The 21,758-nt window shown below is 40.9% G+C and carries 24 protein-coding genes; 18 read left to right on the top strand and 6 right to left on the bottom strand.

Annotated features, from left to right (window positions below; translation table 11 throughout):
* Positions 1 to 191: 191 nt before the first annotated feature.
* Positions 192 to 3,452, bottom strand: a complete 3,261-nt coding sequence (locus DXD78_RS00125; RefSeq protein WP_007560987.1) for a glycoside hydrolase family 2 TIM barrel-domain containing protein — start codon at positions 3,450 to 3,452, stop codon at positions 192 to 194.
* Between the two features lie 799 nt (positions 3,453 to 4,251).
* Here DXD78_RS00125 and DXD78_RS00115 point away from each other — a divergent pair.
* From DXD78_RS00115 to DXD78_RS00075, 10 genes are all read left to right on the top strand, one after another.
* A complete protein-coding gene (locus DXD78_RS00115) occupies positions 4,252 to 6,069 on the top strand; it encodes a DUF3945 domain-containing protein (RefSeq protein WP_007560992.1) in 1,818 nt (605 codons plus the stop codon).
* Positions 6,070 to 6,122: 53 nt separating this feature from the next.
* Positions 6,123 to 6,383 carry a DUF4099 domain-containing protein gene (locus tag DXD78_RS00110; RefSeq protein ID WP_007560994.1) on the top strand — a complete coding sequence of 87 codons (261 nt, stop codon included), beginning with the start codon at positions 6,123 to 6,125 and terminating at the stop codon, positions 6,381 to 6,383.
* 75 nt (positions 6,384 to 6,458) lie between these two features.
* A complete protein-coding gene (locus tag DXD78_RS00105; protein WP_007560996.1) occupies positions 6,459 to 8,228 on the top strand; it encodes a DNA topoisomerase in 1,770 nt (589 codons plus the stop codon).
* A 292-nt stretch (positions 8,229 to 8,520) separates the two neighbouring features.
* Entirely contained in the window at positions 8,521 to 8,736 is a 216-nt protein-coding gene (locus DXD78_RS00100) for a hypothetical protein (protein WP_117652417.1), read from the top strand.
* 22 nt (positions 8,737 to 8,758) lie between these two features.
* Positions 8,759 to 8,968: a hypothetical protein gene (locus tag DXD78_RS20945; protein WP_147327999.1), complete on the top strand. Its 210-nt coding sequence runs from the start codon at positions 8,759 to 8,761 to the stop codon at positions 8,966 to 8,968.
* An 18-nt stretch (positions 8,969 to 8,986) separates the two neighbouring features.
* Positions 8,987 to 10,048 (top strand): PRTRC system protein E, encoded by a 1,062-nt coding sequence (locus tag DXD78_RS00095; RefSeq protein WP_117652416.1) that lies wholly within the window; start codon positions 8,987 to 8,989, stop codon positions 10,046 to 10,048.
* A gap of 45 nt (positions 10,049 to 10,093) precedes the next feature.
* On the top strand, positions 10,094 to 10,315 hold the full coding sequence (locus tag DXD78_RS00090; protein ID WP_117652415.1) for a PRTRC system protein C: 222 nt from the start codon (positions 10,094 to 10,096) through the stop codon (positions 10,313 to 10,315).
* A 36-nt stretch (positions 10,316 to 10,351) separates the two neighbouring features.
* On the top strand, positions 10,352 to 11,461 hold the full coding sequence (locus DXD78_RS00085; protein ID WP_117652414.1) for a peptidase: 1,110 nt from the start codon (positions 10,352 to 10,354) through the stop codon (positions 11,459 to 11,461).
* 5 nt (positions 11,462 to 11,466) lie between these two features.
* Positions 11,467 to 12,168 (top strand): prokaryotic E2 ligase family D protein, encoded by a 702-nt coding sequence (locus DXD78_RS00080; RefSeq protein WP_117652413.1) that lies wholly within the window; start codon positions 11,467 to 11,469, stop codon positions 12,166 to 12,168.
* Entirely contained in the window at positions 12,165 to 12,947 is a 783-nt protein-coding gene (locus DXD78_RS00075; RefSeq protein ID WP_117652412.1) for a PRTRC system ThiF family protein, read from the top strand. Before DXD78_RS00080 ends, DXD78_RS00075 begins: the two co-directional genes overlap by 4 nt.
* Before the next feature lie 54 nt (positions 12,948 to 13,001).
* On the opposite strand, the gene DXD78_RS00070 is transcribed toward DXD78_RS00075, so the two are convergent.
* Complete coding sequence (locus DXD78_RS00070) at positions 13,002 to 13,307, bottom strand: helix-turn-helix domain-containing protein (protein WP_117652411.1); 306 nt, start codon at positions 13,305 to 13,307, stop codon at positions 13,002 to 13,004.
* 318 nt (positions 13,308 to 13,625) lie between these two features.
* On the opposite strand from DXD78_RS00070, the gene DXD78_RS00065 reads away from it, so the two are divergent.
* The 3 genes from DXD78_RS00065 (at position 13,626) to DXD78_RS00055 (ending at position 15,852) form a co-directional block, all read left to right on the top strand.
* Positions 13,626 to 13,907 carry a helix-turn-helix domain-containing protein gene (locus DXD78_RS00065; protein WP_004326371.1) on the top strand — a complete coding sequence of 94 codons (282 nt, stop codon included), beginning with the start codon at positions 13,626 to 13,628 and terminating at the stop codon, positions 13,905 to 13,907.
* Positions 13,904 to 14,197: a helix-turn-helix domain-containing protein gene (locus DXD78_RS00060; protein ID WP_005776824.1), complete on the top strand. Its 294-nt coding sequence runs from the start codon at positions 13,904 to 13,906 to the stop codon at positions 14,195 to 14,197. Before DXD78_RS00065 ends, DXD78_RS00060 begins: the two co-directional genes overlap by 4 nt.
* A 434-nt stretch (positions 14,198 to 14,631) precedes the next feature.
* The gene (locus DXD78_RS00055) at positions 14,632 to 15,852 is read left to right on the top strand and encodes a site-specific integrase (RefSeq protein ID WP_009037214.1); all 1,221 of its coding nucleotides are present in this window, start codon (positions 14,632 to 14,634) and stop codon (positions 15,850 to 15,852) included.
* Between the two features lie 280 nt (positions 15,853 to 16,132).
* Here DXD78_RS00055 and DXD78_RS00050 read toward each other — a convergent pair whose 3' ends face one another.
* The 4 genes from DXD78_RS00050 to DXD78_RS00035 form a co-directional block, all read right to left on the bottom strand.
* A complete protein-coding gene (locus DXD78_RS00050; protein ID WP_009037215.1) occupies positions 16,133 to 16,426 on the bottom strand; it encodes a helix-turn-helix domain-containing protein in 294 nt (97 codons plus the stop codon).
* Between the two features lie 49 nt (positions 16,427 to 16,475).
* The gene (locus tag DXD78_RS00045; protein ID WP_034528874.1) at positions 16,476 to 16,769 is read right to left on the bottom strand and encodes a DUF3876 domain-containing protein; all 294 of its coding nucleotides are present in this window, start codon (positions 16,767 to 16,769) and stop codon (positions 16,476 to 16,478) included.
* Positions 16,756 to 17,070: a helix-turn-helix domain-containing protein gene (locus DXD78_RS00040; protein ID WP_009037217.1), complete on the bottom strand. Its 315-nt coding sequence runs from the start codon at positions 17,068 to 17,070 to the stop codon at positions 16,756 to 16,758. Before DXD78_RS00040 ends, DXD78_RS00045 begins: the two co-directional genes overlap by 14 nt.
* 316 nt (positions 17,071 to 17,386) lie before the next feature.
* Positions 17,387 to 18,172: a LuxR C-terminal-related transcriptional regulator gene (locus tag DXD78_RS00035; protein ID WP_009037218.1), complete on the bottom strand. Its 786-nt coding sequence runs from the start codon at positions 18,170 to 18,172 to the stop codon at positions 17,387 to 17,389.
* A 167-nt stretch (positions 18,173 to 18,339) separates the two neighbouring features.
* Between DXD78_RS00035 and DXD78_RS00030 the strand changes: the two genes are divergently transcribed.
* From DXD78_RS00030 to DXD78_RS00005, 5 genes are all read left to right on the top strand, one after another.
* Positions 18,340 to 18,831, top strand: a complete 492-nt coding sequence (locus DXD78_RS00030; RefSeq protein ID WP_009037219.1) for a hypothetical protein — start codon at positions 18,340 to 18,342, stop codon at positions 18,829 to 18,831.
* A 30-nt stretch (positions 18,832 to 18,861) separates the two neighbouring features.
* Positions 18,862 to 19,503 carry an RteC domain-containing protein gene (locus DXD78_RS00025; RefSeq protein WP_009037220.1) on the top strand — a complete coding sequence of 214 codons (642 nt, stop codon included), beginning with the start codon at positions 18,862 to 18,864 and terminating at the stop codon, positions 19,501 to 19,503.
* Positions 19,504 to 19,649: 146 nt separating this feature from the next.
* Complete coding sequence (locus DXD78_RS00020) at positions 19,650 to 19,982, top strand: helix-turn-helix domain-containing protein (RefSeq protein ID WP_004293690.1); 333 nt, start codon at positions 19,650 to 19,652, stop codon at positions 19,980 to 19,982.
* 284 nt (positions 19,983 to 20,266) lie between these two features.
* Entirely contained in the window at positions 20,267 to 20,851 is a 585-nt protein-coding gene (locus DXD78_RS00010) for a BfmA/BtgA family mobilization protein (RefSeq protein WP_009037221.1), read from the top strand.
* Positions 20,852 to 20,855: 4 nt separating this feature from the next.
* A complete protein-coding gene (locus tag DXD78_RS00005; RefSeq protein ID WP_220392994.1) occupies positions 20,856 to 21,713 on the top strand; it encodes a DUF5712 family protein in 858 nt (285 codons plus the stop codon).
* Positions 21,714 to 21,758 lie beyond the last annotated feature (45 nt).

Below are 21,758 nucleotides of genomic sequence, written 5' to 3'. Positions count from 1 at the left end.
TGTTCTATCAGTTGCGCGCTACTTACTGACACTTGCAAATATATATACTATGTAATATAACCAAAGGGGGAAAATTTCATTTAAATAGGGGGGGGGGGAAATAGATTAACTAAATATTTTAAGGAAAAATGGCTGTTAGAATCCATTCCCAGACTCCAACAGCCATTTTATCACTAACAATCGCCTGTTAATCAATATATTTTTCTGCCCATTTCCTTAAGATTTGCATCCCTGCCCAGTGGAACAAAAGTAAATCCGTATGAATAGCTTCCCTTCAGAAGACGCTTGTCTATTGAAGGACGGGCTTTCAGACTCCAGCTATCTGTTCCGCCCACTCCAGCCTGAACCAGGTCGATATTAAGAGTATTAGAATACAAGTCCTTTTCAAGTTCATTTATATGTTTAGCCTTATCAATCGCATTCTGCGACATCTCCCACACTGAAACAGATAGGGGTTCATCGCCGACAATCATCACACCTGCCTTATCCGACTGCAAGGCAAACCATCTCACGTCACAACGGTTTCCGTTTTCCTGCGGCATTACATAGTCAAATCCCAGAGCGGACACCTTGCAGTTATATATAGACACCATTGCAGAGGCTTTTCTGTCGGAATAGTTTTCCCATGGGCCACGTCCATAATATGTCACATCCGACAAACGATTGGTACATTCGCATTGCAATCCTACGCGCAACATTTCTGATATTTCAGGAGACTTCATCATTGAATAATGAACGCCTATTGTTCCGTCTGCTTTTACTTTATAATTCAAGGTAAGTCTCAGTCTTTCATCTATAGCCTTTAGCACCTTAACCTCAAGATTGCCTTCCGATTTGCGTACATCTATAGAAACTGTCTTTAGCTTTAATGGAGCATCTTTCCAGAATGCAAACAGTCTATCGACCTTCCATCCTCGCCAGTCATTGTCTGTTGACGCTCTCCAGAAGTTTGGTTTCAGAGCAGATGTGATGATACTTTCATTATCTATCTTATACTGACTGATATAACCATCACTGATATTCAGATAAAAGTTCTTTCCCTTCACGCTGATGTCTTTCTTGTTATCTGAATCGATTTCCATATCCAATGTAGTATCAACGCATTCTACTATCTTTGGTAAAGAAAGATACTTAAACTGTTCCCAGGCAACCTCGTATCCAGCTTTGGCATACAGATTGTCATTCTTGAGCCTGGCACTCAGGCATAACCAATATTCCGCACCGTCATCGGCCTTGAAATTCTGAATAGGAAGTTTTAGTTTACAGCTCTCACCAGCTGGTGTTGTCGGCACAATAATCTCACCTTCCTGCAATACACTGTCTTCGTCCTTCAATTGCCAAAAATAACGATACTCATCTGTTGAAAGGAAGAAGTTTCTGTTTTTTACAGTTATCTCTCCACTATAGACATTATCAGTTGTAAATGATACAGGAGCAAACACGTACTTGCATTCCTCAGTAGCAGGTTTAATGGAGCGGTCGGCACTGATAACACCATTTATACAGAAGTTTTGGTCGTTGTGCTCCCCTTTCTCATAGTCACCACCATAATTCCATGATTTCTTATTATATTTCCGTTCATTATCCAGCAATCCCTGGTCTATCCAGTCCCAAATATATCCGCCGGCAAGCGCATCATGAGAACGTATTGCATCCCAGTATTCTTTCAGCCCGCCGGTAGAGTTTCCCATAGAATGTGCATATTCACACATTATTATCGGACGGTTCATGACCGGATTCTTAGTCATTGCTATAAGCTCATCGACCATAGGATACATACGGCTAATGACATCGACGTATAAAGGATCATCGGGATTGGCATACACACAAAGCTCTTTCTTTGCCGGTTTGACATCTTCGTTCACATTAAAATCTATCTCACTAGTAACGATTGACGCTTCCTTACGTCCGATAGGTTTGTATAAAGGATTTTCCGGCTGTCCTTGCGCCCCCTCGTAATGAACAGGACGGGTTGGGTCATAATCTTTCAGCCATCCTGACAGAGCTGCATGATTAGGGCCGCATCCAGACTCGTTGCCCAACGACCACATAAACACAGAAGGATGGTTCCTGTCTCTCACAGCCATTCTTACCACTCTCTCCATGAACGAGTTAGCCCACTCAGGCCTATTGGACAGATACCCCCTTTGATGATGAGTTTCAAGATTAGCCTCATCCATTACGTATATACCATACTTATCGCACAGTTCATAGAAATAAGGGTCGTTAGGATAATGCGATGTGCGGACTGTATTGAAGTTATAACGTTTCATAAGCAGAACGTCTTCGAGCATCTCCTCGCGGGTGACAGTCTTTCCTCCTGTCTCGCTATGGTCATGGCGGTTTACGCCAATGAGTTTAATAGGAGTGTCATTCACCAGAATCTGATTGCCTTTTATTTTAATATCCCTGAAGCCTACCTTACTACTTCTCGCATCCACCACATTGCCCTTATTGTCTGTGAGCTTTAGAACCAGAGTATATAGATAAGGGTGTTCAGAATTCCATAACTCCGGCTTGGAAACGATTCCCTCCATCATTCCGTAATAAACATTATCGCGCTGAGGATAAGGTTCGTTCACCACATAATCGGCAGTAACGGTAATATCTTTTCCAAACACCGGTTTCCCATCGGCATCATATAATTGGGCTGACAGATTCCATCCCTTCAAATCATCCATATTCTGATTTGTTATTTCCGGACGGATCTGTAACCGTGCAATATTCTTCCGGAAATCGATGCGTGTCCTTACTCCATAATCATATATTGCCACCTGCGGAATGGACATGATATATACTTCACGATGGATACCAGCCATTCGCCAGTGGTCGGCATCTTCCATATAACTTCCGTCGGTCCACTTATACACTTGCACCGCCAGTTTATTCTCCCCCTTCTTAACGTATTCGGTAATATCAAATTCAGTAGGCAGACAACTGTCTTCGGAATATCCCACCTTCTGTCCGTTTATCCATACATTAAATCCCGAATAGACGCCTCCGAAATGGAGTATAATCCTGTCGTTCTTCCACTTGTCAGGAACAACAAACTCCTTGATATAACACCCCGTCTGATTATTCCTGTCAATATATGGCGGACGATCAGGGAAAGGATAAATAGTATTTGTATATATAGGATAGCCATATCCCTGCATCTCCCAACATGAAGGAACAGGAATAGTTTTCCATGATGATGAATTGTACTCCACTTTATAAAAACCGGCGGGAGCCAATGCCATATCCTCGGAAAAGTTAAACTTCCATTGGCCGTTCAACGACATATACTCCGATTTCTCTCTGTCTCCATCCAAAGCCCAATCCACTCTCCGGAAAGAATAAGTAGTACTGCGGGAAGGTAAACGGTTAATTCCGTTTATGGTCTGGTCCTGCCATACATTCTGATTGTTTCTCCACTGATTGGCACCATTGTCCGATGCAGACAGAGATTGCATAAAGAAAAATAACACAGAAAATGAAAAAATAGATTTTAAGTTCAAGTTCATAAATTCGCATTTTAAGTTTCTATGCAAATATATAAGTATAACGAACAATGAATAGGGGGTATTTCTATCTATATAGAGTGGTATTTTTAAATATGAGCTTAGACTTTACAGAACATCGTCCGGAATACTATGCTATGTAGCACTCTATATGAAAATATTATATATTCCCAAGTCACAAGCCTTTTCAAACAATTTTTATATATTCTCATCCTATCCCTTACATCAAAGATAAATCCCAATCCAGCTTTGCCAGCCGCATTTATTTCTTTTTTCAGGAGAATTTTCTTTATGGCTATCGCCATGAAAATTCACCTGAAAAAGAATGCGGCGGCAAACGGATTGGCATTAAAGAAAAGATTACAGGGATTAACTGCGACCGACGTGACGCATAGTCGTGAATCAAAGGCGGCTATCCTTATATTCTATATATAGCCTCACAAATACTGTGAAAACCCACTTTCCCAAATAACAAAACATAGTCTGTTTATCAAATCCCGAAATAAGACAGGGATTTCAGCTCCCTCCGATCTGCATAGTCCTGTGGCTTTGCTATGCTTTTATTCCAACTCTTCCTACTTCTTTTCATTCTTTTTCTACTGTTTCTACATTCTTTCCTATTCTTCGTATGACATTTGATGACACCTGATGACATCTAATGTCATCTATTTGTAAATCAATTGTTTACTCAATTTATCACTTTACATTTGGACTGTGAAACAAATCAAGTAGTCACTCAAAACAAAAGATTATGGCACAAGAAAACAGTCCTGACAAGGAAAAAAGGCAAGGCCGGACTAAGAAACCGGAAAAGCCTTATGTGGAACAAATTGACGAACTTCTGCTGGTACATAACAAGAATGACCCAAAGGAGGGTTTGAGAGTAATCAGTAAGATGGACGAGAAAGGCAATTATCAGACGGTTACACCGGAAGAGAAGAACGAGAACTCATTTTTGAAATTCGACAAGAATTCGAGTATTCTCGAAAACTTCATCAAGAACTTCTGGAGCCAGCTGAAGGAGCCTACGCATTTCAGGCTTATCCGCATGACCTTCAACGATTACAAGCAGAACAAACAGGCTCTCAAGGACCTGGCCGAAGGCAAGAAGACAGACGCGGTAAAGGAATTTCTGAAACGCTATGAAATCGTACCGAAGGCAAACAATCAGAAAAACAGTCAAACAAAAGAGGAGGAAACAACAATGGCAAAGAAACAGGAACAGACAACACAGGCTCAGCCTGAACAGGTATCACAGGTGGAAGCTGCCGCACAGGGGCGCGAACAGCAGGAACCACAAGGTCAGCAGACACCCACGTACCGCTACAACGAGAACATGATTAATTGGGAGGAACTGGGTAAGTTCGGCATATCCAAAGAAATGCTGGAGCAGTCCGGACAGCTTGACAGCATGTTGAAAGGATACAAGACCAACAGAACCATGCCGCTGACACTCAACATTCCTGGGGTACTGACCGCAAAGCTCGATGCACGCCTTTCGTTCATATCCAACGGCGGGCAGGTCATGCTGGGCATCCACGGTATCAGAAAGGAACCTGAACTGGACCGTCCTTATTTCGGACATATCTTCACGGAAGAGGACAAGAAAAACCTGCGTGAAAGTGGAAACATGGGACGCGTGGCTGACCTTAACCTGCGTGGCAACACGACAGAGCCGTGTCTGATTTCCATTGACAAGAATACCAACGAACTGGTAGCCGTACGGCAGGAGCATGTCTATATCCCGAATGAAATCAAAGGGATAACCTTGACTCCGGACGAAATCCAGAAACTGAAAAACGGAGAACAGATATTCGTAGAGGGAATGAAGTCCAATCAAGGTAAAGAGTTTAATGCCAATCTGCAATATAGTGCGGAAAGAAGAGGCATCGAATTTATCTTCCCGAAAGACCAGGCCTTCAACCAGCAGACACTCGGCGGTGTGCCGCTTTCCCCCATGCAGCTCAAAGCGTTGAACGAAGGACACACCATCCTTGTAGAGGATATGAAACGAAAGAACGGCGAACTGTTTTCTTCCTTTGTTACCATGGACAAGGTTACAGGCGGGCTCCAATATACGCGCCACAATCCGGAAACGGGAGAAATCTACATACCAAAGGAAATCTGTTCGGTACAGCTCACACCGGAGGACAAGGAAGCGTTACGCAAAGGGCAGCCCATCTATCTTGAGAACATGATCAACCGTAAAGGTGAGGAATTCTCGTCATTCGTCAAGCTGGACCTGGCAAGCGGAAGACCACAGTATTCCAGAACTCCGGACGGTTTCAACGAACGACAGGCACCAGCCATCCCGGCTGAGGTTTACGGACACCTGCTTTCGGCACAGGAAAGAGCTAATCTTCAGGACGGAAAGGCTATCCTCGTAACGGGTATGAAAGGTCCCAACGGCAAACCGTTCGATTCCTATCTGAAAGTAAACGCAAACACCGGACAGCTGCAATATTTCCAGGAAAATCCGGATGTGCGCCGCAATACTTCACAGCGTGCTTCACAGACTGACAATACCCAGCAGCAGGAACAGAAGAAGGGAGCAAAACAGGCTGTCTGACCTGAACGGGATTCAAATCATTCAAATCATCAATTACTAAAAAAGGAAAGAACATGAACAAGACCAATCATCATATCTACAAGACTGAACAAATCGACTGGGAGAAACTGGAATCGGTAGGTATCAGCAGATCGCAAATTGAAAAGGACGGAAACATGGACCTGCTCCTTCAGGGAGAGGAAACCAATGTCATGTCCATTAAAATCAAGACTCCTGTATTTTCACTGACCATGGACGCCACACTCAGTCTGATTGAAGACGAGAATGGAAATCCGGTCATCAGCGTAAACGGTATCAACCCTTCAGGTGAATAAATAAGAAACCATAATGTATCATCTCTCTTTCCATACGGACTTACCGTATGGAAAGAGATAAAAACAGAATTTATCATGATTGCCATATTAACAGACAAACCAAGTGTAGGAAAAGAAATCGGAAGAATCATCGGTGCAACCAAAGTAAGAAACGGATATGTGGAAGGAAACGGCTACATGGTTACATGGACTTTCGGGAACATGCTGTCACTGGCCATGCCGAAGGACTACGGAACCCAGAAGCTGGAACGGAATGACTTTCCTTTCATCCCGTCCGAATTCGAACTGATGGTACGGCATACACGCACCGAGAACGGATGGATACCGGACATTGATGCCGTGCTCCAGCTTAAAGTAATCGAGAGAGTGTTTCAGGCATGCGATACCATCATTGCGGCTACCGATGCCAGCCGTGACGGGGAAATGACATTCCGCTATGTCTATCAATACCTGAACTGTACACTGCCTTGCTTCCGTCTGTGGATTTCCTCTCTTACCGACGAGTCTGTGCGTAAAGGCATGGAAAACCTGAAGCCGGACAGTTGCTACGACAGCCTGTTCCTTTCTGCCGACAGCCGCAACAAGGCGGACTGGATTCTCGGAATCAACGCCAGCTATGCCATGTGTAAGGCGACTGGCCTTGGCAACAATTCCCTCGGACGGGTGCAGACACCGGTACTGGCTGCCATCAGCAGACGCTACCGTGAAAGGGAGAACCATATTTCATCGGACAGCTGGCCCATCTACATCAGCCTGCAAAAGGACGGCATCCTCTTCAAGATGCGCCGCACACAGGATCTTCCCGACAAAGAATCCGCAACAATGTTTTTTCAGGACTGCAAGCTGGCACATCAGGCACAGATTACAGGTATCAGTCACAGCGTAAAGGAAATACTTCCACCGGATCTGCTTGACCTGACACAGCTTCAGAAGGAAGCGAACATCCGCTATGGTTTTACCGCATCAGAGGTGTATGACATCGCCCAGTCTCTTTATGAAAAGAAACTGATTTCCTATCCGCGGACTTCCAGCCGTTATCTGACGGAGGATGTGCTTGACTCGCTTTCACCAATCATGGCGCGTCTGCTATCATGGGAGCTGTTCCCTGCCGCTAAAGGAACTGGAGGTATTGACATATCCAGTTTGTCCCGCCACGTAATAAACGCAGAAAAAGCCAATGTACATCATGCCATCATCATTACAGGTATCCGTCCCGGAAATATGTCCGAAAAGGAAATGCAGGTTTACAGACTTGTAGCCGGAAGGATGCTTGAAACATTCATGGCTCCATGCCGCATAGAAACGACAAATGTTGAAGCGGTTTGTGCGGCACAGCATTTCAAGGCCGAACAAACAAGAATCATTGAAGCCGGCTGGCATGATGTGTTTATGCGTTCCGACATGGTTCCAAAATCAGGATATTCTGTCAATGAACTCCCCGAAGTGGAGAAAAGTGATACTCTGAATGTATGCGGATGCAACATGGTACACAAGAAACAGCTGCCGGTAAATCCGTTCACGGATGCAGAACTGGTGGAATACATGGAACAGAACGGACTGGGTACAGTATCCTCACGTACCAATATCATCCGTACACTGGTTAACCGTAAGTATATCCGTTATTCAGGGAAATATATCGTTCCGACCCCGAAAGGCATGTTCACCTACGAAACCATCCGTGGAAAGAAAATTGCGGATACTTCACTCACCGCAGACTGGGAAAAACAGCTGGCCGGACTTGAAAGCGGAATGATAACCGGACAGGACTTCCTGAACAGGATCAGGACTCTCGCCAAGGAAATGACTGATGACATTTTCAACACCTATTCCACAAAAGAAGAATAACATCTATACCTAATCAACCAAGAGAATGCAGGCCTGAAGGTCTGCATTTTTTTGTATCCGTACAGAAAAGAATATGTTTTTCCGCTTTTAAGCGGCAAAGGTCTTGGATTGCCTGCCTTTTGCCGCAAGGCTGCCCTCAAGGGCTTGGCTGGACAGGAAAAAATCATCCTCGCTGCGCTCCGGTATTTTTTCCTGCCAGGCCTTGCGCAAAAAGGCAATCCAAGAGGCCGGAGGCCTATAAAATCGGGAAAACACATCCCGATGGGATTATTCATTCATAAAATTAAGGATTATGAAACTACAGATTATCAGAAAGATCGGCAGACATGCAACAGCGATATTCCTGATTACCGGAATATGTCTGCTGACAAGCAAAGGGATTGTCCCCACCGGGATGATTACGCTGCTGTTGCTTGCAGGAGGATTCTTCGGTTTCCTGTTCAGAATACTGGTCATGATTTTCAAGATTCTTATTCTTCTGTTCATTGTAGGATTATTTGTCGCATAACCTAAAATATAAATATACATATATGGAAACAATTGCTATAACCTCACAAGCTCCTGTCATGCCGACTGCATGGCCACAGAGCGAACATATCAGACCGGTTAAAAGACGTCTGCCCAATACAGTTGATGAGCCTAAAAACATCGGCTACTATCTGGAAACGTTACGTGATATTTCCAGCAATCCGAACAGAGAGAATATTCTGAAAGAATTCTTCAAGGAAACTTATGTATAACCATAAAATTTTTCAATTATGTTTTTTCAATCAATTTATCAGATGATTACAACAGGTACGGATCTGAATATCAATATCCGTAGAGTGGACAACAGCCTGAGTGTGGCAGTCATGCCAAGGCGGAACAGCCTGAAAGAGGATACACGGCAGAACATGGTACCGCTGGTAGTGAACGGAACACCGGCAGAACTGGATATGGGCTTCCTGCAGACCATACTCCAACCGATACAGAAGGTACAGGGACTGCTTGTCAATGCGGAAAATTTCGAGAAACAGGCAGAAAAGGCTACATCACAGGCCAAATCATCAAAGGCTCCAACAATACCGGCCGAATCAAAGGAAGCCAGGGAAAAACGGGAAAAGATGGAAAAACTCCTAAAGAAGGCTGATGATGCAACTGCCGCAAAAAGATTTTCCGAAGCAATGACATGGCTGAAACAGGCACGGGTACTGGCTCCTTCAGAAAAACAGAAGGAGATTGACGAAAAGATGCAGGAAGTACAGAAACAGGCCAGTGCAGGAAGTCTGTTCGGTATGGCAGAGGAACCGGCACCGGTAATTCCCCAACCACAAGGCAGCATGAACGGTCAGCCACAGCCCGGTATGCAAACAAGCATATTCCCGGAGCAGCAGACCCATACTATGAATCCTGAACCTGTCATGCAGCCTGCTCCACAACAGATTCCACAGGAAATGCCTCAACCGGTATATGGAACGAACGGAGCATATATCCAACCTGCTCCAAACCGCCCCGTAATGCAAGGAACAGGTATGCCACAAGGAGCTACAATGCAGCCCTATCCGCAGCAGCCGGCTTACCAGCCTGAGGCGGCTCCTTATCCACAACAACAGGTACGGCAGCCGACAAACGGCCATATACCGAACGGAACGGCACAGGTACAGAACGGAAACGGACGGGAATATCAGACTGCACCGGCTACCCATGAGACATTCTGCTTCGATCCGGAAGACGAAAATGACAGGGAACTTCTAAGAGAGGACCCGTATGCGGAATATCCGGATTTTCCGGCTGAGTACCGGATGAAGGACGAGGCGCAGGTAGAAATGGTATACTGCTGATATATAAAAATAAATGACTTATAAAACCAATAAACAATAAGCAATATGGCACTGGAAATTAAAGGTATGAAAAGAGTCTTCAAAATGAGGAAGAACAGTAAGGAAATCGTACTGGATGATCCGAACGTAAACATGTCTCCGGCTGAAGTGATGGACTTCTATTCCATGAACTATCCGGAACTGACCACCGCGACCGTACACGGACCGAAAATCGAAGACGACCGGGCGGTATATGAATTCAAGACAACCATCGGAGTGAAAGGGTAAGGACATGAAAAAAGGACAACGTAAAAATAAGAAACCATGTACACAACTTACGGAACGGGCTTTGGAAAATTTAGCCAGACTTATCATATCAGAACTCGAAAATACGGACATAAGCCGGGGTATCAGGAACAGAAAGAAAAGAAGACTCCCTTCCGCAGAAAGCCTTATGGTTTTCTGAACACGAGAATACCTTCCATCGCTCCCGATCTGTATGTTGAGAATGACAGGGATGTAACGGTAAATGTCACCACCAAAGAGAATCTTGATTTCCTGTACCGTTCAGCCATGAAGTATGCGCAGCTCCTGGATGTGGAGCTGCCATACCATCCTACAGGAAGGACTTCCATAAGAGAAAAAATATGCCTGCTATACAATGCGCTGGATTCCATAGTATCTCATCATGTAAATCTGGAACTTGTCGGTGACAGGCTCCAGTTCTGTATCTATCATTTCCATGAATGGCCTGATTACACCCTATTCCTGATACCGATAGATTTTACGGAAAGACTGAAAGGTGAAATCAAAAGGATCACACTGGAGTTCATCAGACGGTTCATCAAATATCACAGGATGATGGATATAACCGATACACCTTATTTTGAGATGTCGGAAGTCTGTATCGATTATGTGGACTTTGGACAGCTTGATGAGGAAGAGAAAAAGGATTTGTACAGAAAGGAAAAGCTCTTCAGGTCATATGAGAAAGAGAGAATCCACAGGAAGCTGTGCCGGATGCACTCCAGGGCTTTCTGCAGGAATCTGGAAGAACATATCCGCAACTGTAATCCTTCCAGCGACAAAGAAAGAAGACTTATGGAACTGATTACCGAAGGGCTGTCCCTGATTGCAAAGGACAGCCCTCATATCTTGAATTATGACTATGATTATGCAAGTGAAAAGGAAAGGGATTTCGAACCGCCACCGCTCGAATATCAGATTCTGCTTACGTATTCCATCACGGATACGGTTACCAAGGACATGGAAAGCTGTTTCAGTACCGATTGTCAGGAGACATATAACCAGACTCCCGTATCATTTACCTTCATCACACCGGAAACAGAGGAACTGTTCAAGCCGGACAACTATCCGGAACGGTTCTCCAGTTGGTTTGAGAAATTTGTAGAACATGTTACCTATAATTTATAAACATCATGAATGAACTGACAAAAAACATACAGAAAATGATGGTACCGAAGGCGGCTATCATAGCCTACAAATATGAAGACAGAAGAAATTTTGATACCAGGTACTTCATAGAATTGCGTCCCATCGGAAAAAACGGACAGATGGGAGCAGGTATCCCCGTCACATACGAATTCATGAATACCCTGCTGGAATCCTATACGGAGGAAATGAGCGGGATACCGGCAGGCAGAGTCCCCGAAAACATGCTGGCCTGCAATCCAAGAAAAGGACAGGAAGAATATATCTGGTACAATCCGCCCGGAAAGAGACAGATGTTCTTTCACAAGGATCTCAATATACAGGACGGCATGTTCAATCTGCCGGGAATTGTCTACCATGTAAAAAACGGAAGCATGGACGTATTCGCCTTCAAGGGAAAACGTCCGGTGGAGACGACTCCGCTGTTCCGTGCCCCGTTCTTCAACGTGACCGGATCAAGTGTCTGCCTTGGCAGCAGTTCTTTGGAAAAGCCACAGAACCCGACTTTCCTTTCCCTGCTGGAATACTGGGAAAAACGGTTCTGGCTGACTGAATTCTCCCATCTGGGAGGAAATGTGAATCCTACCGTTTCAAATCTTGTCATCGTTACCGAGAACATAAGAAACAATCCGTTCGACATGAACGAACTCAAGCCCATGAATAAAAAACTTAAAGACATACTTCCATGAAAAAGATACATTTTACCGACCGCTACCTGCTCAATCCGCGTCATCCGGTAACGGTATTCGTCATCGGAGCAGGAGGTACCGGCTCACAAGTGATAACCAATCTTGCACGCATGAACATGGCACTTCAGGCATTGGGCCATCCCGGACTGCATGTCACCGTATTCGATCCCGACACAGTAAGCCAGGCCAATATAGGACGTCAGCTTTTCAGTGAGACGGAACTGGGACTGAACAAAGCCGTATCACTTGTCACACGCATCAACCGTTTCTTCGGATACGCATGGACTGCCGAACCGCAATGCTTCCCCACCAGGAACTTTTCTGGAGAAAGCACAGCAAATATCATCATTACCTGTACGGACAATATACGTTCACGTCTTACACTTTGGAAGTTCCTGAAGAAAGTCCGCAAAGAAAACTTCAGTGACCATTCCGCTCCCATATACTGGATAGATTTCGGAAACAGCCAGACAAAAGGACAGGTCATCATCGGAACGGTACGTGAGAAAGTTCTCCAGCCTTCTTCACAGGAATATATTCCCATGCCTAAAATGAATGTCATCACCGAGGAAGTGGACTATGCAAAAATCAAGGAAAAAGAATCGGGACCGAGCTGTTCTCTCGCGGAAGCTTTGGAAAAACAGGATCTGTTCATTAACTCCACACTGGCACATATCGGATGTGACATATTATGGAGAATGTTTAAGGAAGGAAAAACACTGTATCGCGGTGCCTATGTCAATCTGGAGACATTGAAAGTGACCGCAATCCAGGTATAATGCATAAGTGACCGTATCATCTTTCCATCAGAATACGGTCACTTAGTCTATTTGCTACTTATTATTTACTACGTTCTTACCTCGCTGGAGCAGGAAACTCTGTATCTCTGAGGCGAGATAGAATGATTTCCCGTTCTTTTCAACCGAGTAATATTTAATCTTGCCCTCTTGCCTGTAACGTGCTAGAGTTCTTTGTGACACACCAAGGAGTTCTGCCAGATCCACATTATCAAGCAGTTTATCCCCATTCATACATTCTTTCAGACGGTTCATCTGATCCAGTTTCTTTTCAATGCGGGCAAATCCCTCTATCATAGTTCCTATCAGTCTTTCGAGTATCTCATTATCTATATATGACATAATTCCAATATTATAAGTGAATAAATCGATACTCTTTTCGTGCGCACTCAAGAGTATATACTTATAGTAGTGAAAATAGTATGCCTAAATCTGAGATAAAGATTAATAAGTTTGCTAACCGCTGATAATCAGGTGTATAAAATTCTTTACTTAATATTTAGTGTAAACTAAAAGTGTAAACTATATAATAAAGAATTGGAAACCGGTTAACACAGCCACCAACAATGACATCTGATGCTACCTGACGACACCTAATGACAACATTTTGTATCATATAAATATTCAAAATACATTTGTACAAACTCAACTTTTTTGGATATGGAAATCATTGGAATTGAAACAGCTACATATGAAAAGACATTAAAGGAAATTGAAAACTTCCTTGATACCATTGATAAATTGATAACAGCTTCTTCACAGAAAACAATAGGGGAATGGTTGGATAACCAAGAAGTTTGCCTGATCCTCAAAATTTCTCCCAGAACATTACAGAATCTTAGAGATACAGACCAAATCTCTTATTCTCAAATTGGAAAAAAGATTTATTATAAAAAAGAAGATATTCAGAAGTTCATTGAAAAACACAACAGAAAATTATGAGCAAAGTAATTACCCAAGATAATGAGCAAGTTATTCAGATATACAATAGGTTAAAAGATACACTAACAAGACTCGAAGATATTCTGAAGAACAACAACCCAACACTTAATGGGCATAGATATATGAATGATGCAGAATTGGCAAATTACCTTAAAGTATCAAGACGCACTTTACAAGAATATAGAAATAATGGAATCTTATCCTATTATCAGATTGGAGGTAAAATTTTATATCGGGAATCTGATATAGAAGAACTTCTTGAGAAAAACAGACAGGAAGCATTCCGTTAAACATTTCTTGGAATTTTCGTTGATTATCAAAGCAAAAATTCGTATCTTTGCAGTACTGACAAAGAGTTGTATATCAGTGCAGAACAAAGAAGTTCAATCAAGGTGAAATAGGTGGACTAAATGATAAACAGCAAGATAAGTAGCTGATTATTAGCGATAAAAAATATAAGGTTCCGCCCCCAAGCGGATCACTGAAAACAAAAGAAAAATCAAGCAAATCCCTGATAATCAGACATTATCAGGGACTTCTTTTTTTCTAGCAGGTAGCAGAAAATAGCCGTTTCAAGCATATTATCGGTGGATAAATCGTGGGACTAAAATTTAGTTCAAAAAAGTCCCACGAATTTGGATCTTTCTCACTGATTCATAGCTTTTTGCATAGACTTACTTTGGAAGAGAATACATAGTTTTGTAACTCTAAAAACGATGTAAAAATGGCTCGTAAATCATTTTCTGTTTTGTTCTTCATCAAGAAAGGCAAATTATTAAAGAACGGAGAAGCACCCGTGTGCATGAGAATCACTGTAAACGGCTGTATGGTAGATATTTCTATCAAAAGAAGCTGTCCCGTAAACCTATGGAATCAGGCTAAAGAGAATTCAAAAGGCAAAGACCGTATGTCGGTGGAACTGAATCACTACTTAGAAATCACACGCTCCCACGTACACCAAATTTATAGAGAACTGGAAACTTCCGGCAAGGTTATCACTGTTGATCTTGTGAGAAAGTTGTTTTATGGTGTGGACGAAGATAACAAAACACTATTGCAGGTATTCAGAGAGCATAACGAACAAAGCCGTAAGCTAATCGGTAAGGACTTCGTAAGTAAGACCGTTCAACGGTATGAAACCACTACCCGATATTTGGAAGAATTCATTAAGAAAGAATATCAGTTATCGGATATTGCCCTAAATAACTTGGAAGTCAACTTCATTTCTAAGTTCGATGCTTTTTTGAAGATTGAAAAAGGTTGTGCGCAGAATTCAGCTATCACCCGATTGAAGAATTTGAAGAAGATTATCCGTATTGCTTTGGAAAACGACTGGATAAAGAAAGATCCGTTTGCTTACTACCGCTTCAAACTGGAAGAAACCGATCCTGAATTTCTGACAATGGACGAGATTAAAATCATTCTCGCTAAAGAGTTCACAATTAAACGAGTAGAACAGGTACGGGATGTTTTTGTCTTTTGCATTTTTACAGGTTTGGCGTTCAGCGATGTGAAAGATTTATCACCTGAACACTTGGTAAAAGACAACAAAGGGGAACTTTGGATAAGGAAGAACCGCCAAAAGACAAAAATTATGTGTAATATTCCTGTGTTACCTGTGGCAGCTTCTATACTTGAAAAGTATAAAAATGTGGCAGAATGTACCGGGAAACTTTTGCCTGTATTAAGCAATCAGCGCATGAACAGTTATTTGAAAGAGATTGCCGATGTATGCGGGTTGCAGAAAAATCTGTGTACACATTCAGCCCGTCACAGCTATGCCACAAGCATTTGCCTTGCAAATGGCGTGAGTATGGAGAATGTTGCCAAGATGTTAGGTCATGCAGATACCAGTGTAACAAAACACTATGCACGGGTACTGGATCAGAATATCCTAAAGGATATGCAGAAAGTGAATAGCTGTTTGTCGGAATTGGCTATATAATAAAGACAATAGTTAATATAGAAAAAGGATTGGGAAGAATGAATTTCATTTTCTCAATCCTTTTTTAAGGTAAGTTTTCCAGAACTCAATATGAAGCATTGACAAAGGTAAGTTCCGTATTTAGCCTGTTCAAGTCCAAGCCTTCGGTTTAGATAAAAATCTTCCTCTCATTACATTCGAGCGTATTTTTATCTAAAGACTTGCACAGACTAAATACTTCACTGGAAAAGTCAATGATTCAAATTAAATTCCGAAAAACAATGTTTTCGAGGGTGGCAGGTTATTCTTTCCAACTGTCAAAGTAGTGTTTTTGAAGCAACTTATCAATATCACTTTGTCGATAGATAATTTTGCCTTTTATCTGAATAAAAGGGATTAGCCCTGTATCTCTCCATTCTTGCAAGGTTCGCAAACTGACATTCAGCTTCTTAGAAACCTCATGGTTGGAAAGAAAACGTTCCCCGTTCAGGTGGGGTTTGTAATGCTTGACAATGGATTCAATACCGTTTAGCATTGAATCAAGAGAAGAAATAAATTCCTTGACTTGCGGTGTATCTCTATTTATTAGTTCCATAATTGAAAGATTGTTTTATTAAAATATTGATTTCAAGATTGCTAGATAGCTAATTACGCAGATAGTCACCCAGTGATGAAATGCTAAGTACATCTTTTGCCAGATCATAATCTATATAAAGCCGTTTGGATGCAGTGGCAATAAAATACTGGCTACCATCTTGCTGTATCTCATAAGTAGTGGGTGAAGCCTGTTTGGTAGTTTCCGATACATATATAATAGAAAGGAGATACTCTTTGTCGCTCCGATAGATGATAACCGTAGGATTCAGATTAATGCTTTCCCATGTGCCAACAATGGAAAACAGGTTAAAAGACGGATAATCTTTTCTAATTCTTTTCATAAGACGTGATTTGTTTAGGTGATTGATTCTGTATTTCACAGTCTGAAATAATCTTTTCAATATCAGCAGATTTGTAATAAATCTTGCTGCCGATTTGAGAATAAGCCAGCCGCCCGCTACTTCTATAATATTGCAGCGTTCGTTTACTAAAGCCTAACAACAGGCACACTTCCTGACTATCCAGCCAGTTTTCTACTTTCTGGTTGTGAGTGCTGCACAAACTTTCTATTCGTTTGGCAAACTCGGTGAACCGTTCGCAGACATACGAAAAGGTTCTCTTTTCAATGGTTACTACTTCCATACTTTTAATTTAAAATGTTTCATAAAACGTATTGATTCTATTTTCATCGGCAAATGAAAGAAGAATTAAGAACCGTTTTCAAAACTGTCTGGAAGTGGTAGAATGTGACTATATATGGCTTCTTCCAAAAATTTAAAAGCCAGATATATAATTGAAATATGCTTTGTTATTAGGAAATACTAGATTAATATCAAAAGTAGATTTTAAGTCTCCACACCTGCGCTATGCTTCGGGTTATATTCTAGTTTAAAACTTGCACAAACTGGATAATACACTGATAGAGTTAATGTTATTAATCCGTCTCAGAAAAAATATTTTATTGAATCGAGCTGTTTAATAAGCCCAACCTTTGAGCAATATTAACAGCTTCAATAGAATTGTTTGCTTTTAATTTTAATAGTATGTTTTGCCTATGAGTGTTTATTGTATTGATACTAACATTTAAAGAGTTTGCAATTTCTTTGCTTAATAAGCCTTGTTTCATTAATTGCAAGACGCTCAACTCCCTATTGGTCAATGGTTCTTCTAAGGTATCTGACAAATCAATAAATATCTGTTCTCCTGTTTCAAAATTATATAGGTGGCTTTTGGTTATTTCTGATTCATGACTTGCATCAACATCAATAACCGAAAGCATAAGCCAAATATTACCAGATTTATCCAATTCTATTGCTTGCTCCTGTTCAATAATACGGATATATTCACCACGTACATTTTTTACTCTCATCTCATGTACCATCTTGTGCTTCATTTTTTCTTCTGCGGAAAGACTACTTAATAAAGAGTAGATTTTCTTTCTAACAAGCAAGCCGTAATATATATCACCCGGATGAATAATTTCTAAGACTGGTTCATGTCCATTGATAAATAACCTTTCAGAGTCAATTCCGTATGATTGAGGGATATTATTTGATACAAAAACGAATTTTTTAGTACAGCAATCAAAGACCAGCACAATACTATGAGTTAATTCCGACAATTTGAGCCAATCTGCTTTTTTCCGTTCTATAACAGAGTAATCCAACTCGTTGATAAAAGCACTTGATGTTGGCAGAATATTTTCGACTGCTTTTTCTATTTTATCTATTGATTCATTTTTCATACCTCACATTTTCAGTCCATTAAGTCTTTCCTCATTATAAATGACTATTGTAACAGTTAAGGCTTGCCTGTAACTTTGCACAAAGTTAATAAATTAATAATGAATAACATGTGTAGGGTTACATATAGTTATTCATGCCAATAATAAACAATTAAAAACTATCAATTATGATTCAGAAAGTTAAGTTAATAACACGTGAAGGTAAAAAAGTTATGGGCTACCGAGTTACTGTTACTTCGGATTTTCATTCTAACATAGAGAATATATGGGATAAAATTCAAGATATTGATACTTTGAGAGAAATTTGTAAACCTAAAGCTAGTTTTATTGCTTGTGATGATTCTCCTATACAGTGGAAAGAAGGCAAAACTTTTGTTTTCAAAATGTACTTGCATGGCTTTTTGCCAGTAGGTAGGCATACAATTAATGTTGTCAAGATGGATAAAACGTCACGAGAAATAGATACAAAAGAATATGATAATACTGTAGTCATTTGGAATCACTATATTAAGATGGAAGAAATAAGCCAACAAGTAACCCGATATACTGACACTGTGGATTTATATGCAGGTTGTTTAACGTCTATTACTGCATGGTGGACTTTAAAATTCTATAAGCATAGACAACGTAAATGGCAAAAGATAGCTAAGAGTTTATAAATTCATATAGAGCGATAAAAACAGAAAGCCATGTCAGATTGGGATTTAACTGAAAAACGTATATATAAATTGCTAAGACATCCATACCAATTAGATAAGTCTGTTGTTGAAGATATGGCTTCTGCTTATTTGGAATTTGTGGAGGAACTCTTTGATTACCTGAATAGAATAGGTGACAATAAAATACGTATTAGACAGCTTAATATGAGCTATATTGACTTTGGAACACTTAAAGCGTTGGAAGAATCATGTCCTACAGAAAACAGTAAGTTGAAATTAGTTTTTCTAGATAAGTTGTTATCGTTGATAAATATGGAACAGGAATTAATTTATCGACAGATGGAATACCCCAAATTCTTTATTAATATTGAATCTGAATGGAAATCACCATTTTATCTAAATAATGAAGTAATAAAACTCGTAGATATGATGGAGCTAGTTTGTGGCATTTTCTATATATCGGATGGTGTTATTCGCATAGATCATAAGGAAATCTTTCTTAGTGATGTAGCTCGTATCTTTGAAAAGATGTTTAATATAAATTTTGGTGATATTTATAAGAAAGAAAGTGCAGTAATCAAACGAAAGCCAATGAAAACAACTGAATTTCTCGATAGGTTGAAAGCCGCCATTATCCAGAAGAGTAAAGAAGAAGGTTACTATCATTCATAAAGTAATTTGATCTGAAAATCAATTATATACATGCAATTTATGGGGGAGTACCACTGGTATTCCTCTAACTTATTTGCAATCATTTGCCGAACTTTGCTTCATCAATCGATTGAAAACAAGAATGTTGAACTTAAAAATTAAGCAAAATGTATATAGATAACGAAAACTTCGAGAGGTGGATGGAAAAACTATCCAAGAAACTCACCGAAATCGGACAAGACTTGAAATCACTCATCAATACTGATACGGTACTAGATGATAATGAGAAGATTCTCGATAATCAAGATTTAGCTTTTCTCCTGAAAGTATCTTTCCGAACTCTTCAACGCTACAGAGTAAATAAACAACTTCCCTATTTCACTATCGGAAGGAAAACCTATTATCGGGCTGTAGATATTCGAGCTTTTGTTCGTGAACGTGCCGATTCTCAAACCTACAAGCAGTTTGAAAAAGCCAATCAGTTGGATAATCAACCTTGATAGCAAAAAGTAGCAGAGGAAAGAAGCCTGTGTTCAGGCTATTCCTTTGTGCCATCACCCCGATTTAGCACAAACTGCCTCACCTATCGGTTCAGCCCGTTTCGCTAAATTGAGCAAGAGGGAACTGGACAAGTCCTGTTCTTCCCTCTCGCCCTGCGGGGCAAAGCCTTCGGCTTTAGCGTGTTACAAGAACACGCTGTAATGACACCTGTAATAAGCATTTTCTTTGCAATGCTTATTATCAGGTATTTATCTATTCATATTTCCATAAAAAAGTAATTACCATGCCAAACAGCAGTCGAAAAACGATATTCACTACCATTTCCATAGACAAGGAAACGGCAGCTTTGGTAGAGAAGATATGCAAACGCTATTCACTGAAAAAGAGTGAAGTTGTAAAACTGGCGTTCGGGTATATAGATAAGGCGCATATCAACCCATCCGAAACACCTGAATCCGTAAAATCAGAACTGGCGAAAATAAATAAGAGACAGGATGATATTATCCGGTTCATCCGTCACTACGAGGAAGAACAACTGAATCCCATGATACGGGTTACAAATTCTATTGCTTTGCGTTTCGATGCTATTGGCAAAACTTTGGAAACTCTAATTCTCTCCCAATTGGAAGCCAGTCAGGAGAGACAAACAGCCGTGCTTAAAAAGCTAAGTGAGCAGTTCGGCAATCATGCTGATGTAATAAACAACCAATCCAAAAAGATTAACGCACTCTACCAGATACATCAACGAGATTATAAAAGGTTACTTCAACTGATACAACTCCATTCAGAACTATCTGCTTGCGGTGTGATGGATAGTAAGAAGAAAGAGAACCTAAAGTCTGAAATCAGCAATCTGATAAACACATAGAGCCATGCATATAGATTTTGCCCCGCCATCGGGTGGAACATATAACAATGCAGGAAGTAGCCGACAATTAGTCTCTTACATGGAGCATGAGGATTTGGAGCGGATGGAGAAAGGAATCTATACCGATGGCTTTTTCAACCTGATGGATGATAATATCTATAAATCAAAGGTTATTAAGGATATAGACGGCAATATCGGGCAACTCCTAAAAACGGATGCTAAGTTTTACGCTATCCATATCAGCCCATCGGAAAGTGAACTTCGGGCAATGGGGAACACCGAGCAAGAGAAAGCCGAAGCGATGAAGCGGTATATCAGGGAAGTATTCATTCCTGAATATGCCAATAATTTCAACAAAGGGCTATCCGAAGCAGATATAAAGTTTTACGGCAAGATTCATTTCGACCGTAGTCGTTCCGACAACAAGCTGAATATCCACTGTCATTTGATTGTGAGCCGGAAAGACCAAGCTAACAAAAAGAAGCTATCACCGCTCACCAATCATAAGAATACCAAGAAAGGAACAGTAACAGGAGGTTTTGACCGTGTGAACCTATTCCAACAGGCGGAACAGGGCTTTGATAAACTGTTTGATTATAAACGTCAACTAGTAGAATCATTCGACTATTGCAACACTATGAAGAACGGCACTATATTTGAAAGGCTCAATTTGCAAGGACAAGAACTTCAATCCAATGATAAAAAAACAGCAATCGATCAAGATAGCAATCAAGAAAACTTATTTTCTATCAAGCTTGAAAGCAAGGAAATAGACCATACATCTTGCAATACAGGCAATAATATTGATAAAGAAAAAGATAATCGAATTCCCACCCACCGATCTAATAATCAAGAAAGGTAGTGTAAAATAAACTGTGTCACGCATTATTTATCTCTAGAAAACTCA

The organism is Bacteroides sp. D20, assembly GCF_003436255.1.
GTDB lineage: Bacteria > Bacteroidota > Bacteroidia > Bacteroidales > Bacteroidaceae > Bacteroides > Bacteroides uniformis.
This window is presented reverse-complemented; position numbering and strand designations above follow the sequence as displayed.

Excerpts from the sequence above, each read along its gene's own strand:
- DXD78_RS00125 (WP_007560987.1), bottom strand. The coding sequence starts at position 3,452 with ATGCAATCTCTGTCTGCATCGGACAATGGTGCCAATCAGTGGAGAAAC.
- DXD78_RS00115 (WP_007560992.1), top strand. The coding sequence starts at position 4,252 with ATGGCACAAGAAAACAGTCCTGACAAGGAAAAAAGGCAAGGCCGGACT.
- DXD78_RS00110 (WP_007560994.1), top strand. The coding sequence starts at position 6,123 with ATGAACAAGACCAATCATCATATCTACAAGACTGAACAAATCGACTGG.
- DXD78_RS00105 (WP_007560996.1), top strand. The coding sequence starts at position 6,459 with ATGATTGCCATATTAACAGACAAACCAAGTGTAGGAAAAGAAATCGGA.
- DXD78_RS00100 (WP_117652417.1), top strand. The coding sequence starts at position 8,521 with ATGAAACTACAGATTATCAGAAAGATCGGCAGACATGCAACAGCGATA.
- DXD78_RS20945 (WP_147327999.1), top strand. The coding sequence starts at position 8,759 with ATGGAAACAATTGCTATAACCTCACAAGCTCCTGTCATGCCGACTGCA.
- DXD78_RS00095 (WP_117652416.1), top strand. The coding sequence starts at position 8,987 with ATGTTTTTTCAATCAATTTATCAGATGATTACAACAGGTACGGATCTG.
- DXD78_RS00090 (WP_117652415.1), top strand. The coding sequence starts at position 10,094 with ATGGCACTGGAAATTAAAGGTATGAAAAGAGTCTTCAAAATGAGGAAG.
- DXD78_RS00085 (WP_117652414.1), top strand. The coding sequence starts at position 10,352 with ATGTACACAACTTACGGAACGGGCTTTGGAAAATTTAGCCAGACTTAT.
- DXD78_RS00080 (WP_117652413.1), top strand. The coding sequence starts at position 11,467 with ATGAATGAACTGACAAAAAACATACAGAAAATGATGGTACCGAAGGCG.
- DXD78_RS00075 (WP_117652412.1), top strand. The coding sequence starts at position 12,165 with ATGAAAAAGATACATTTTACCGACCGCTACCTGCTCAATCCGCGTCAT.
- DXD78_RS00070 (WP_117652411.1), bottom strand. The coding sequence starts at position 13,307 with ATGTCATATATAGATAATGAGATACTCGAAAGACTGATAGGAACTATG.
- DXD78_RS00065 (WP_004326371.1), top strand. The coding sequence starts at position 13,626 with ATGGAAATCATTGGAATTGAAACAGCTACATATGAAAAGACATTAAAG.
- DXD78_RS00060 (WP_005776824.1), top strand. The coding sequence starts at position 13,904 with ATGAGCAAAGTAATTACCCAAGATAATGAGCAAGTTATTCAGATATAC.
- DXD78_RS00055 (WP_009037214.1), top strand. The coding sequence starts at position 14,632 with ATGGCTCGTAAATCATTTTCTGTTTTGTTCTTCATCAAGAAAGGCAAA.
- DXD78_RS00050 (WP_009037215.1), bottom strand. The coding sequence starts at position 16,426 with ATGGAACTAATAAATAGAGATACACCGCAAGTCAAGGAATTTATTTCT.
- DXD78_RS00045 (WP_034528874.1), bottom strand. The coding sequence starts at position 16,769 with ATGAAAAGAATTAGAAAAGATTATCCGTCTTTTAACCTGTTTTCCATT.
- DXD78_RS00040 (WP_009037217.1), bottom strand. The coding sequence starts at position 17,070 with ATGGAAGTAGTAACCATTGAAAAGAGAACCTTTTCGTATGTCTGCGAA.
- DXD78_RS00035 (WP_009037218.1), bottom strand. The coding sequence starts at position 18,172 with ATGAAAAATGAATCAATAGATAAAATAGAAAAAGCAGTCGAAAATATT.
- DXD78_RS00030 (WP_009037219.1), top strand. The coding sequence starts at position 18,340 with ATGATTCAGAAAGTTAAGTTAATAACACGTGAAGGTAAAAAAGTTATG.
- DXD78_RS00025 (WP_009037220.1), top strand. The coding sequence starts at position 18,862 with ATGTCAGATTGGGATTTAACTGAAAAACGTATATATAAATTGCTAAGA.
- DXD78_RS00020 (WP_004293690.1), top strand. The coding sequence starts at position 19,650 with ATGTATATAGATAACGAAAACTTCGAGAGGTGGATGGAAAAACTATCC.
- DXD78_RS00010 (WP_009037221.1), top strand. The coding sequence starts at position 20,267 with ATGCCAAACAGCAGTCGAAAAACGATATTCACTACCATTTCCATAGAC.
- DXD78_RS00005 (WP_220392994.1), top strand. The coding sequence starts at position 20,856 with ATGCATATAGATTTTGCCCCGCCATCGGGTGGAACATATAACAATGCA.